Raw genomic sequence first — 13,506 nt, 5'->3', positions numbered from 1 at the left:
TGTTTGTATTTCTCAGAGATTAAAAATTAGGCAGAGCTATCAATTTCTTGGTGTGAAATTGTTTCCGGTCTCATTGTGTGAGACTTTCGCTAAGCGCGTTTCCTTCGCTTGGTAAACCTTGTGAGTTTACTTTTCAGTACCTTCGGTTGTGCAGTTGGCATACCCACCAGAGCGTTCAACCTGTCTCCCGGATCTCGGTGATGACGAAGAGAATTATAGGGGCTTGTGTTGGGTTTTAGATTGCAAATATAGACTTAATTTGGGTTGTTGTAGCAATAAATCTCTAACCTAGTGTTATTTTATGGTTTATTATTGTTTAAAGGTTGGTTGTGTTGGAATTTAAGGCGGAATTTTATGGTTTCACTGGACAGAATGGATCGTCGAATACTCGAAGTGTTGCAACAAGAGGGGGGAATCAGCAACTTAGAGTTGGCAGAAAAGGTTGGGTTATCTCCGTCACCTTGTTCGCGCAGAGTGAAACAGTTAGAGGAGAGTGGCATTATTGCTCGGCAAGCTACGTTGCTGGACCCAGTTAAACTGGGGCTGAAATTGACGGCGATGATTCAAATTAGTATGGATCGCCATACCCCGGACAGGTTTGAAAACTTTGAAAAGACTCTGGAAGGTTATCTGGAAGTTATTTCATGTTGCTTGATTACCGGTCAGGCTGCAGATTATCTTTTAGAGGTTTTAGTGACGGATATGGAAAGTTATCAGGATTTTCTGTTGGGTAAGTTAACGACCATTCAGGGAGTAACGGGGGTGCATTCCAGTTTTGTGCTGAGAAAAATAATAGATAGAACCTCCATTCCGTTGACGCATTTATGACGTGGCCTGAGGGTAAAGGCCGATTTCATCTTTACCTTCCGTAGAGGGTTTATGAATCATGACGCAGTTCCGACCTGAATGTTTGGCGGCATATAAGGCTTTATCTGCTACCTGAACCATGTGTTCATGGTTGGAATCTTTGTTGGGCTTAGAGCTTGCGACGCCAATAGATACGGTAATGCTTATGGCTTCTTCCTGCCAGATGAATGGCGTCTCAGCTATTTTCTTTCGAATGTTCTCCGCCACTTCTGCTGCACCGTCTAAGTCGGTGGAGGGTAATAGCAGCGCGAACTCTTCGCCTCCGTAGCGCGCGACTGTATCTCCGGCGCGTTTGATGACATTGCTGCATGTCTCTGCAATGTACTTCAGGCAAGCATCCCCGCATGGGTGACCCCAGGTGTCATTGACTTTTTTGAAGAAGTCCACGTCCAGCATAAGTAAACTGATGTTGGTGACCTCCCGGTTACTGCGTTGCCATTCAGAAAATAACTGTTGGTCAAAGCTCTGTCGGTTTTTAATTTTTGTCAGGCCGTCAATTTGGCTTAAATGTTTCAGTTCTTGGTTGGCTTGCTCCAGCTCTTCCGTTCGTTGTTTAACTCTTAATTCCAGCTCGGTGTTGGCCTTGAGCTGAGATTGGAGTGCTGCTTCCTGCGCTGCTATGCGTCGGCGTTTCTCGAAATTAATCCGATAGGCCAGCGCCAGCGACAGCAACAACACCTGGAATGAGGCCCCGAGCATCATTGCGTATTCGAAAAGGGGGCGATAGGGTAATACACCTAATTTTGTTAAAGCATAAACGGCCGTTCCGAGTAAAAATAAGCACCACGCAAGTACATAATACCGGGCGAGCGCTTCGCCTTTTTTCCATAAGTAACAGCCAATTAATAGCACAATGATGGAGGAAACAAAGCCAACCACAATCAGAGGTTTAATACTGACTGAGTAAGGTACAAAAAATGCGAAGAACATTAATGCAAGGCCGAGCCAGCCAAAGAAACGGACGATTTTTGAGGTTACAACACTGGTTTTGCGAATGCTCAAGAACTGGTCTGAAAAGAAAGCAATGGAAATAATATTGAAAGATATCGCAGTGGTAAGGCTGATTTCATTGATCTCTGGGTGCGTAGGCCAAAAATACTGGAATAACACCCCCCGGATGGCCAGCTGTGCCCAGGCCACACTGACAACGGTTAACACATACCAGAGATAGTTGGTGTGACGAACACCGATAAATAGTAATAGATTATAAATCGCCATTGCCATCATAATTCCTGAAAACAGGGCGATCATGCCAAACGCGTATTGATCCTGTTCCAGAAAACTGCTGGGTTCCCATAGGGTTGCCGGTAACTGCAATGCACCTCCGGTTTGGATTCTGATCAATAATATCAAAGGCTTCTTGGCTTGAAGCTTAAAAGGAATAATGAAGTTTCGGTGGTGAACCGGTCGATTGTAGAAGTGTCGACCGCTGCCTGTATTTATCTCCTGGATCTTATGATTACCCTGATAAAAATAGACATCGACCTCCTTTAAGGCAGGATATGAAATTTCTAAGATTTGAGTGACGTCTTTATTGCTGGATAAGTGTACGGCAAACCATGTGGGCGAGGGCAAAAGGCCTAGGTTGGGTGTGGTTTCCTGGCTTCGTTGCCAATTTATATCGTTCAGGTTGTTAATGATGTTTTGTTCATTGAAGACTTCGTCGCTGTCAATGAAGTAACTCAACGAGCTTCCAAGAGGGGTCGAAATTTCGTCAGTCACATTCAGGTGTTCAATTTCGCTGGCTTTTATTGTGGTTAAGGGCCAGCTTAATAGCAGTATAAGTAAATATGTAAGACTCAGGCTCTTCAATCCCAGAGTTCTAAGAACAAACATTGTCGGTATTCCTCTACCTAAATCCTGAGTCTTATTTAACGCGTGAACTTACGGGTGAGCGTCAATATCTTGAGCCTAGTAGTTAAGGTAGCAAAACTGTAGCGAATTCATGAAAAATAGAAGAAATCTCTTTTCTTTGACGGGCCGAATGGGTGTGAAATACATATCATTCTGAATATGTCATTCATCAACGAGTTAATTGATTTGATGAGATGCATGGCAGCAAGCGAAGATTTTAGTTTCTGTTGTGATATGTCTAATAGTTTGTTTCCAAACTGTAAACGAACAGTTTTCATTGTTGATATTTATGGTTCAAATAAAAGCCCTTAACATTGATATCACCACTGGCGGGCTGAGAGTTAGATTTCTTGAAGTTGGCCAGATGAGACCATTAATTCAATGAAGAGGGTTTATCGATGTACACACTCCATTACATGCCTGGGGCATGCTCGCTCGCAACTCAGGTGATCTTACGAGAGCTTGATCAGCCGTTTCGTTTGGTGAACAAAAATACGAATTCAGAATTTTTGTCTTTGAACCCGGTAGGTACTGTACCAGTGCTCCAGGTCGGGGATCAGACACTGAAAGAAGGTGCTGCGATCATTTTACATTTATTACAGGCCCATCCGAATGATCTATTTCCAGATAATGTGGATGCTAAACGACAGGCGGTTGAGCATATCTTGTTTGCCAATGCGACCATGCACCCTGCCTATGGCCGTTTATTCTTTATAGCAGAGCACATTAAGGATGAGAGTCAAAAAGCGTTGGCGTTTAACGCTGCGGCTGAGGCGATCAACCAGCTTTGGAAGGTCGTTGAATGGAAACTTCAAGATCAACCTTATTTGGGTGGGGATCAGGTTTCAGCTGCGGATATTATGTTGGCGGTATATGCTCGCTGGGGCGCTTATTTTCCTGTTGAAATTATCAAGGGCGAGAAGACTGTGCGTATGTTGGAGAGGGTTTCAGACAGACGAAGTTTTCAGCTTGCTCTGGAGGCCGAGGCTGCAGACTCAGAAGTGGCTTAACTTGGACAGAGCTAACAAATTCTGTTTTTTGTGTCTGTTTTTATTTACGAGAAGCTTTGTTTTATCAATATAAGCTGGACGCCCTGATCTTGAAGTGACTATATTAAGACTTGTCGGTTTGATTAAGTTTTTCAGGGACAGGGAGTCGTACTTATGAAGCAAACCTTGGGTTATATATTATTGGTGTTGTCGTTTTTGCTGTGGTTTGCGATTCCTGTTGTGCCCTTCATGGATTTACCTACGGTACAGATTGTCGGGGTGACTACGGGGTTGCTGATTTCCAGTGAAATAATCTTTTATTTGGCGTTGTTTCTTTTAGGCAAAGAAGTGTGGTTCAAAGTGAAGGCTCTGTTTACTCGTAGTCATTAACGATTGGACGTATGGGTTCTAAAAATAATCCACTGTTATCGAACCAAAGCCACGGATTTGATTTGAGCCCAGATAGTATTACCCTCTGAGATTTTCAGTTGATGAAGGGATCTCTGAGTGATTCGGGCGATGAAATAAATGCTATTTGATTTTAGGCGAACTAATGCCATGCAAGGGTCTTGATCCTGATGGATTTCTGCAACGGTGACTTCCAGCCGGTTTAAGATGCTGGAGTCATGATGGCAGCTTTTGGCTAAACTGATGTCTCTGGCCAGAACCCGGACGCGAACTTTTTGATTTAAAGCATCTCCTCCGTCCTTAACCCAGAGACAGCCACCGTCAAAGGCGATTTTACTTAAATGCCAGCGAGTATCGCGCTCTGTAACCTGGCCGGAAATGACGACTCCGGTGTCTTCTCCAAAGTGAATGGGCGAATCTACCTGAGAGAACACATCTTGCAGTGTTCCTTGAGCAATGACTTTCCCTTCATCCAACGCAATCGCGTGATCGGCTAACCGAGCAATTTCATCCATAGCATGGCTGACGTAAATGATGGGCAAATCGAAGCCCTCACGAAGGCGTTCGAGGTACGGTAAAATCTCTTGTTTACGGGCCATGTCGAGTGACGCAAGAGGCTCATCCATTAATAATATTTCGGGTTGAATCAGAAGCGCTCTGGCAATGGCGACGCGTTGCCTTTCCCCCCCGGATAATTGATGGGGATACTGGTTTAATATGGGGGTGATGCCCATAATGGTTGTCACTCGCTCAAATAAAGCGCGTGTGCTTTGTTTAGAAGTGCTTTGTTTAGAGGCGCTTTTTTTGTTTGCTCGCTTTACGGCGTAATCGAGGTTGCCTTGGGCCGTTAGGTGAGGGAATAAGCTGGACTCTTGAAAAACATAACCAATAGGACGCTTATGAGTGGGGAGAAAACAGCGGTTGTTTTGCCAGGTTTCGCCTTTCACTGTCAGGAACCCTTGGTCTGCTTTTTCTAAGCCGGCAATGCATCGGAGCAGGGTGGTTTTACCTGAGCCTGAATGTCCGAATATGGCACTAATGCCATTACCGGGCAGGTTAATGTCGACATCCAAGGCAAATGGTTGGTTGGTTGTTCTGTGTTGTTGCAACCGAAATTGGGCTCGTATGCTGTTGGGCTGGTCGTCCATGTTATACCTTGGATGTTATTAACGGTTGCTTACGCTGAAACCAATATAGGCCCAGCAGCGTAACGAATGAGAAAGCAATCATCAAACCCGCCAACGCATGAGCTTGAACGTACTCAAGAGATTCAACGTGATCGTATATCTGAACGGAAACAACGCGAGTTTCACCAGGAATATTACCGCCGATCATCAGAACCACTCCAAACTCCCCCACAGTATGCGCGAAGCCTAAAATGGTTGCAGTGATAAATCCCGGTTTAGCCAAAGGCAGAATGACAGTGAAGAAACGATCCACCGGACCAGCCCTCAGGGTAGCGGCAACTTCCAGTGGACGGTCACCTAAGGCTTCAATGGCGTTTTGAATAGGCTGGATGACAAAGGGCATGGAATAAAGCATGGAGCCAATCACTAAACCCCAAAAGGTAAAGGGCAGTGTGCCGAGTCCAAGGCTTTCCGTGAATTGGCCAATCGGGCCATTAGGTCCCATCGCGATTAAAAGATAAAAACCTAAAACAGTCGGAGGTAATACCAGTGGCAGTGCGACTATGGCAGAAACCGGTCCTTTCAGCCAAGACTGGGTTCTGGCTAACCACCACGCGACGGGTGTGCCAATAAGTAGTAGGAGCAAGGTAACGGTGGTGGCCAGTTGAAGCGTTAACCCTAATGCGGACAGGTCTGCGTCTGAAAAATAACTCATGGTATGTCGTAGCCAAATGACTTAATGATTTCTTGAGATGTTTTGGAGTGGATAAACATCAAAAAATCTTTTGTGGCTTGGCTGGTTTGTCCTCGCTTCAGTAACACCGCATCTTGTTTGATGGGGGAGTATAAATGTTTTGGTATTTCCCAGGTAACGCCTTTGGGCTGAGAAACCTGTTGTTTTAACTGCGATAGCGCAATAAACCCTAAATCGGCGTTTCCGGTGCTGATGAACTGATAGGTTTGCGCAATATTTTCACCTTGCAGCCATTTGTATCGTTCAGGTGTTGGTAGCTTCAAGTTTCGGAATACATCCAACGCTGCTGCACCATAAGGGGCTAATTTGGGGTTGGCAAATGCAATGTTGCGGTAACTTTCGTTCTTGAGCTGGGCGATAAGGTTATCTTGGTCCGTTTGCTTGGTAGACCAAAGCACCAGGGCGCCAATAGCATAAGTAAACCGGGTTTCAGGAAGGGCGAGTTTTTGGTGTTCCAATGCTTTGGGTTTTGCTTGGTCTGCTGAAAAGAATGCCTGAAAGGGCGCCCCGTGTGCTATTTGAGCGACGAATTTGCCGGAAGACCCATAAGATGCTTTAACTTTGATTCCCGTGCTTTTTTCGAACTCGAAAGCCAGTTCTTTCATGACAGGTGTGAAGTTTGAAGCCACTGCAATGTGTATGCTTTCCTCTGACTGTCCGAATGCAGTTTGTATGCAGCTGATAAAGAAAAATAAGCCGCTCAATAGCGCATAACGCTTCATGAATTATAACTCCGAGATACTGCCGACTACCTTATACGATCGAACGAAAATTCCAACTGTATTCTCAATTAAACCCTGTATTGAAACAGTTTGGTGGTGAATTTTTTGGTTTTAATAAGAAGGCTTAATTGGGTTTGTATTTTATTGTGAATGCGATCTAGGTTAAGTACTGAAAGTATATAACGCCAGAAACATTAATAAAACGAATAAGATAGCAAGAAACAGGCGTGTCATTTCAGGCCGATTCATGTACATATATGTCTTTGATTCGTTAAATAAGGAATAAGATCTTGAGTTCGATTTTTAACGGTGAGGATGGTAAACCTCGATGTGGTTGGTGTGCTGGTGCCCCCGATTTTCCTGAGTATCATGATAAAGAATGGGGCTTCCCTGTAAAAGATGACCGGCGATTGTTTGAAAAAATATGTCTCGAAAGTTTTCAGTCAGGCTTGAGCTGGCGAACGATCTTGACTAAACGTGAAAGTTTTCGGTTGGCATTTGATTCGTTCGATTTTAATAAAGTAGCTGAATATGGTGAAGCCGACGTTGAGCGTTTATTACAGAATGCGTTGATTGTTCGTCATCGCGGTAAAATTGAGTCGGTCATTAATAATGCTAAACGAGCAGTTGAAATGGTGGAAACAGAAGGTTCCTTAGCAGCTTTTTTTTGGCGTCATGAGCCTGATGAATCGACGTTGGGTGAGCCGCAAAGTGTTACCTATTCTCAGGAATCAATTGCACTATCTAAAGAGCTCAAAAAACGCGGTTGGAAGTTTGTCGGGCCCACGACGGTTTTTTCTTTCATGCAGGCGATGGGGCTTATTAATGATCATGTTAATGGTTGTGCGTCCAGAGAGATCGTTGCGAAGGCAAGAGAGAAATTTGTTCGCCCTGGCGGCGATGTAGGCTAAGTCACACTGCTTTCCTGAGGTGATGCCCTATCACCTCTCTGAAATTTCAATGTATTACACGAGATAACGTTAATGGCTGTAATGGCGTGTAATAACTTTTCTGATGTTTTCTTCTAATCTTTATTCAATCAATTTGTTTTTTCGTTTTTGATGGAAAACCTCCGTTGGCGTGAAAGACGCTCGGTAGTAACTGAGTAAAGTATTGATAAAGTTACAAAAATTAACATTCTGTGAGCTTTTGAGAAGGTTAAAAATTGAGTTTTACTAAGTCTTTAGTATTGGTTATTTCTAGGCACTATTTCAATTTATTGTGCAAGTGGACAAATTGCTGGGATATTCGATCAGGACTGTGTGAGAGTTGTTCTATAAGAAGAAAAAATCCTTTTATATGCTTCTGGCTTGATTAGGAAAATAAAGATGCTTTCTCATAACTCAGTCAAAATGAAAGTTAGCCAACGTTTTCACTCTGAAAACTATCGGTTGCTGGATAAAATCGGTCAGGGCGGTTTTGGTCAGGTTTATCGGGCGACTCAGGTCAATACTGGTCAAATAGTGGCGATTAAGTTTTTGACGCTAAATTCCGATTTTGATGACAACAAAAGACGGCGCTACATAGAGCGGTTTCATCGTGAGACTTCTCTTTGCTGCCGCCTCCAGCACCCTAATATTGTTCGCTTGCTGGACAAAGGCGTGTGTGATGATGATCTTCTTTTCGCAGTATTCGAATTTGTAGAGGGCCGATCGCTAAAAGATACGTTGCAGGAGGATGGGGCGTTATTGCCGGCGGATGCCGCGAACTTGATGGCTCAAGTGCTGGATTCACTCGCCCACGCTCATGAGCAGGGGGTAATTCACCGGGATTTAAAACCTGCCAATATTATGTTGACCAAGTCGGGGGCAAGACTTCACGTAAAGATACTCGACTTTGGCATTGGCACCTTGACCAATGACGCGCGAAAGCATGATTTCAAAACGATCACTATGACTCATGAAACGCTTGGTACGCCGTCTTACAGTGCTCCAGAGCAGCTTAGAGGTGAGCCTCCAACGATCAAGAGCGATTTGTATGTTTGGGGGTTGGTATTCATAGAGAGTCTGACCGGACAGCCTGCTGTGACAGGCTCAAGCTTAGCGTCCATATTTCATAAGCAGCTAAGTCAGTCAAATGTTCCCATTCCGGCTTCAATTGCCGGGCACCCCATTGCCGCGTTACTCAGGCGTGTGCTGAATAAAAAAAGTCAGGAGCGGGCATCAAGTGCAACGGATATTTATCAAGAACTAAACCAGATCAATTTTAATTCTTTGGTGGGGAATCACAACCTGAAACCCGTTACTTCAGGGCCTCAGAATACAGAGGCTTTTGCTGTAATGGATTTTCAGGAAACGCAAATTAATGATGATGCTGCGTTGTTTACCGGGCTGACAGAGCGTAAGCAAATTTCTGCGCTGTGCGTGACATTAAATGTTCTGGCAGCCGCTGAAAGCGCAGTGGATTTAGAGGTGATTGATGCCCTGCATCGGGATCAGAAATCTCAATGCGTAGATATAGCGATAAGGTACGGAGCCTTTCATGCGGGCACATTAGGCGACACACTTTTATTTTACTTTGGTTATCCTTCCGTCAGTGATAATGACAGCAGGCTTTGTGCGCGCACTGCTTTGGATATTTCAAGCAGTCTGAATCAAAGAAATGCGTTACTCAAATCCACTCAGGGCATTGAAGTTGAGGTTCGGATGGGGATGCATACCGGACTGATTACCAACTACACCGATGCAGTTCCTGAAGGGAATACCCCCAATGTGGCAATGGAGCTGGCGAGGAAGGCTGCACCAAGACAAGTATTATGTTCCGATTTTACTAAAAAATTGCTGGATACTTACATCGAGTTTAAACCCTTCAGAGCCCATGCTTTAGGGGTGAGCCAAAAAATGACGGCGTTGCATCAACTTTTGGGTGAGCGTTCCGTTGAGGCGTTTGGCTTCTTGAGGGCAAACCGGAAGGGCTATGATTTTGTAGGTCGCGAAGATGAATTGACCGAGCTTTTGATGCTTTTAGACCCTCAAAGTAACCAAACGGTAGCCCACGTCCACGGTGAAGCCGGAATTGGGAAATCACGGCTGATTTTTGAGCTGAGAAACAGGGCCGATACCTTTCATCATTACATTGCTCAATGTTTGCCGGAGCACAAGTACAGTGCTTTGTACCCGGTTCTTAATGTATTGAAGTACAAATACTCGCTGGACTCGTTGACGCCTGAAACGTCTGTAAATGTGCTGCGGCAGGCTTTGATTGGCAAGTTAGACTCTGAGTTCAGAACCGCAGTAAATTTGTTGTGCACCTGGTTGCATCTTCCTATGGATGAGGTGGAAAGCGCTGTCACGTTAACGCCTGAAGACCAGAAAGAGATTCTATTTAATGCCATTGCGGTGTTGTTACTTGAAGACATTGAAACTCCGAATGGTGCGACCGGGATAGTTATTTTTGAAGACATGCACTGGGCTGATCCAACGAGCATTGAGTTCATTGGTTATTTGTTAAAACACAGCCAATTCTCATCTTCCAAAACGGTGTTGATCAGTACCTCACGGCAGGCATTGCCCGAAGCTCTGGCGCCTGACTACGATATCAACCTAACAGTAACAGGGTTGAATTCGGATCAAACCAACCGGTTCATAAAGACATTATTTAATCATCAAAATGTTGCTCAGAATGTTATGGATGTCGTGACGGCCAGAACGGATGGTATTCCTCTGTTTATTGAGGAATTAGTCAACATGCTGCAGGCCAGAAAACTGGTTCAGCACTTGAACGGCGTGGTGGACTTTGTGTCGCCGGAACGCATTGAAGATGTACCTGAAACGCTTTTGGAATCCCTTCAGCAAAAACTGGACAGCTTAATATCCTCCAAAGATACGGCGCAACTGGCAGCCACCGTTGGCAGGGAGTTTGATTATGCCTTGTTGGTTGCTGCTTCGCCGAAGCCTGAAGAGGTTATTCAGACTGACCTGAATGAATTGATAGCCCATGAATTAGTGATACGTCAGCGTCAGGTCAGTGGTGATAGCTATATTTTTAAGCATGCCTTGGTGAGGGATGCGGCTTATGAAAGCATGAGCACCGCAGTTTTGGAGTTTAATCATAAGAAAGTTGCGGACACGATAGAGCTTTATTTTAGTGCTTTACGAGAAAAGCAGCCTTGGATTGTCGCTAACCACTTTTATCATGCGAGATTATTTAATAAGGCAATTGAATATGGAATCAGTGCCTCGAATTTAGCGATAGAGCACTCTGCATGTGACGAAGCAATCTCGCAGTCTAAGAATTTATTGGAATGGATAAAAGAGCTGCCTGAAGAAGAAAGGGTCCAACCCACACTGGCGGTTAATAGTGTTTTAACTACTTCACACATGCAAGTTAATGGTTGGGCTTCGGATGAGGTTAACTTTTATACCTCAGCGTCAATTGAGTTATTGAGGGGGTATAAAGATACATATCAGAAGGAACTGATCCCATTACTTTGGTGGAAAATGTTTAATGGAATTGTTTCGGGAAATCGAAGCGAGCTTCCAGAAATAGAGGAGCAATTAACTCAATTGGTTTCGACAGCAGAGCCAATTGATAAGGCGAATTTATATGGTTGTTTGGCTTATTTCCGGTACACCGGAAGCCATGTTGGTAAATATGTATCTCCAGATGGTCTCTTAAGCAAAGAAGCAAGGCCATCACTTGAAGTTGCTAGGTACTATGCCGAGCTTTCGGCATCTGTTGATATAGAATACGATGATCGAAAGCACTTGCAAGTTTATGGTTGGGACTATCAGGCTTTTGCCTGGGCTTTACTAGGGCGAATTTGTTGGGACTGCGCTGATTATGATGATGCGTTAAAGTATGCTCGGTTGGGCGTTGAAAAAGCAGAACGGATTCAACATCCGCCATCTATGTGTATTTGCTTAATGTACGCAAGTATTGTGCATCAATACAATAACGATAAAGCCAATTGCCTCAATACGACCAACAAGCTGTTGAAAGTCGCAGATGAACATGGCCTTCCTGTTTACGCTTCGTATGGAGGTCCTATTAATTGTTGGGCGAAAGGTTTATTACCTACAGAAGCTGATCACATTGATCAGCTATACCAGTGTGGCTCTCTTCATGCCGTTGCTTACTTTTCTTCGCTTCTTAGTGATATATACCTGGACATTGGAGACATTGAAACAGGGCTTTCTAAGCTAACCAAGTCCATTCAATTATGTGAGCAAGTAGGTGAACACTATTACGAAGCTCAATTATACCTCAGAAGAGCATTGTGTTATTTGAATTACATCCCCGATAAAAAAGAACAGGCTAAAAAGGATCTTGTTCAAGCGAGCAGCCTTGCTAGTTTGTCGGGTGTAGTTGACGTTATGAATCAAGTTAATCGAGTAATCGACTCACACTTTCCTCTGGATCTTCAAGAAGTAATTGGAGTCTCAACAAATTCTCAAAGTCTATGGGAATAACCTTCCTGTTTAGTGCCTAAAACGGAAAACAGGTAAATAATAAATACATAGGAATGGAAATCATGAATGATAAAACTGAACTAATAGTTGAAACATCTGAGAACGCCACAGACAGTATTCTTTACCCTGAAATAGGAAAAACTCCTCGTAAAGATCCGTTTCATACTTTGAATAAAATTACGACTCTTCGGCAATTACACATTCAGTCAATTGCTCAAATTTGGTCTGAAAGTGATGAAATAACTAAATTTATTGAAGAGGCAGGCGAAGACTATAAGAGCATTAACCCTACAGAGTGGGTGTGTCCTGAGTCAGGCGAAAAGCCTTATCAGGAATCTTTTTGGGCTCGGTTAACTGTGAAGCTGGGGCCGGTTAAAGTGTTTGACAAGTTGAGTAACGAAAACCCTTACCGTTTCTGGTATAAAGGTGTGGCTCCGATTTTTAATTCGAGCAACGGCGGGTATATGGTTCAACCGTTTGTAAATAATAGAATTATTATTAAACTACCAAAGAAACCGGAAAATCTTTCACCTACAGAGCTCACAAAGGCAATCGCGGCATATTTTGTATCGTCTCCGGGATTATTCGGTGACAGTCACATTTCTCAACACGACTTAAATTTTAAGAACTCTGGTGCATCTGTTTTAGGTGACTTAAATATTCTTCAAGAGCAGTTTCAACTGAACTCTGGATTGTTTATTAAGATGGTTACTCGTTTTACGAGCGAGTATAACTTTGATCCAGTTGAGCAAACAATCGATTCGGTTATTGTTCCACAAGTGGATGTGCACTCGACTTATGATTTATCGGATAGCCCATCTGTTTATAATTCTTTTGGTGCCGCGATGCAGAACTTGTTGGCTCTGATGTGGAGCAGCGAAGAGATTCGGAAAGCGGTTATTACAAAGCCTGAAGACATTGAAAAACACCCTCCAGGGCAAACAGTTCGGATTATCAAAGAGTTAATTGGTTATGAATACCCATTCCTCTTAGACTTAATAATTGAAGAGGATAATGATACTGCGTTCTTTGATAAAGTGAATTTGGTTGACCGAGATTCAGGAGTCGTTTCTGTGAAAGAAGCTCAAGGCGGCTTAGAGCTGAGAAATCGTTGGGTGTGGCGTTATGATCAAGAGACGATCGACCAGCTAGATTCAAAAGGTAATCTTTCACCTTCTGATTACTATATTTTTCCTAAAATTCCACTTCAAACGTTAGAAATGGTTGTACCGATCCAACCTCAACTTAAAGATAACTCTCCTGTGGCTTTAAGCCGATATAATGTGGATTCTGCTGGTTTCCCGTTCTCCTGCTAAATTTGTTTATCTAGAGCATCTCTGAGAGAAGAGATGCTCTATGTTAGCCATTTTTAGG

10 protein-coding genes are annotated in these 13,506 nt (G+C 43.7%); 6 read left to right on the top strand and 4 right to left on the bottom strand.

Annotation, left to right across the window (positions count from 1 at the left end):
• Positions 1-354 precede the first annotated feature (354 nt).
• Positions 355-828, top strand: a complete 474-nt coding sequence (locus ABD744_RS16975; RefSeq protein ID WP_344799747.1) for an Lrp/AsnC family transcriptional regulator — start codon at positions 355-357, stop codon at positions 826-828.
• On the opposite strand, the gene ABD744_RS16970 is transcribed toward ABD744_RS16975, so the two are convergent.
• Positions 823-2,703, bottom strand: a complete 1,881-nt coding sequence (locus ABD744_RS16970) for a sensor domain-containing diguanylate cyclase (RefSeq protein WP_344799746.1) — start codon at positions 2,701-2,703, stop codon at positions 823-825. The genes ABD744_RS16975 and ABD744_RS16970 overlap by 6 nt on opposite strands.
• 416 nt (positions 2,704-3,119) lie before the next feature.
• On the opposite strand from ABD744_RS16970, the gene ABD744_RS16965 reads away from it, so the two are divergent.
• The gene (locus ABD744_RS16965) at positions 3,120-3,731 is read left to right on the top strand and encodes a glutathione S-transferase family protein (protein WP_344799744.1); all 612 of its coding nucleotides are present in this window, start codon (positions 3,120-3,122) and stop codon (positions 3,729-3,731) included.
• 153 nt (positions 3,732-3,884) lie between these two features.
• Positions 3,885-4,100, top strand: coding sequence for a transporter suffix domain-containing protein (locus ABD744_RS16960; RefSeq protein WP_344799742.1), 216 nt, complete (start codon positions 3,885-3,887; stop codon positions 4,098-4,100).
• Between the two features lie 35 nt (positions 4,101-4,135).
• On the opposite strand, the gene modC is transcribed toward ABD744_RS16960, so the two are convergent.
• The 3 genes from modC to modA are packed head-to-tail and all read right to left on the bottom strand — an operon-like array spanning position 4,136 to position 6,721.
• Complete coding sequence (gene modC, locus ABD744_RS16955) at positions 4,136-5,266, bottom strand: molybdenum ABC transporter ATP-binding protein (RefSeq protein WP_344799741.1); 1,131 nt, start codon at positions 5,264-5,266, stop codon at positions 4,136-4,138.
• A gap of 1 nt (position 5,267) precedes the next feature.
• Entirely contained in the window at positions 5,268-5,960 is a 693-nt protein-coding gene (gene modB, locus ABD744_RS16950) for a molybdate ABC transporter permease subunit (RefSeq protein WP_344799740.1), read from the bottom strand.
• Positions 5,957-6,721 carry a molybdate ABC transporter substrate-binding protein gene (modA, locus tag ABD744_RS16945; protein WP_344799739.1) on the bottom strand — a complete coding sequence of 255 codons (765 nt, stop codon included), beginning with the start codon at positions 6,719-6,721 and terminating at the stop codon, positions 5,957-5,959. The genes modB and modA overlap by 4 nt, the downstream gene beginning before the upstream one ends.
• Before the next feature lie 290 nt (positions 6,722-7,011).
• Between modA and ABD744_RS16940 the strand changes: the two genes are divergently transcribed.
• From ABD744_RS16940 to ABD744_RS16930, 3 genes are all read left to right on the top strand, one after another.
• A complete protein-coding gene (locus ABD744_RS16940) occupies positions 7,012-7,632 on the top strand; it encodes a DNA-3-methyladenine glycosylase I (RefSeq protein WP_344799738.1) in 621 nt (206 codons plus the stop codon).
• A 417-nt stretch (positions 7,633-8,049) separates the two neighbouring features.
• Positions 8,050-12,132 carry a TOMM system kinase/cyclase fusion protein gene (locus ABD744_RS16935; protein WP_344799737.1) on the top strand — a complete coding sequence of 1,361 codons (4,083 nt, stop codon included), beginning with the start codon at positions 8,050-8,052 and terminating at the stop codon, positions 12,130-12,132.
• A gap of 62 nt (positions 12,133-12,194) precedes the next feature.
• The gene (locus tag ABD744_RS16930) at positions 12,195-13,448 is read left to right on the top strand and encodes a hypothetical protein (protein WP_344799736.1); all 1,254 of its coding nucleotides are present in this window, start codon (positions 12,195-12,197) and stop codon (positions 13,446-13,448) included.
• Positions 13,449-13,506: the final 58 nt, after the last annotated feature.

The organism is Litoribacillus peritrichatus (assembly GCF_039537985.1).
GTDB lineage: Bacteria > Pseudomonadota > Gammaproteobacteria > Pseudomonadales > Litoribrevibacteraceae > Litoribacillus > Litoribacillus peritrichatus.
The sequence above is the reverse complement of the archived record's forward strand: the minus strand, read 5'-3'. Positions and strand labels throughout refer to the sequence as shown.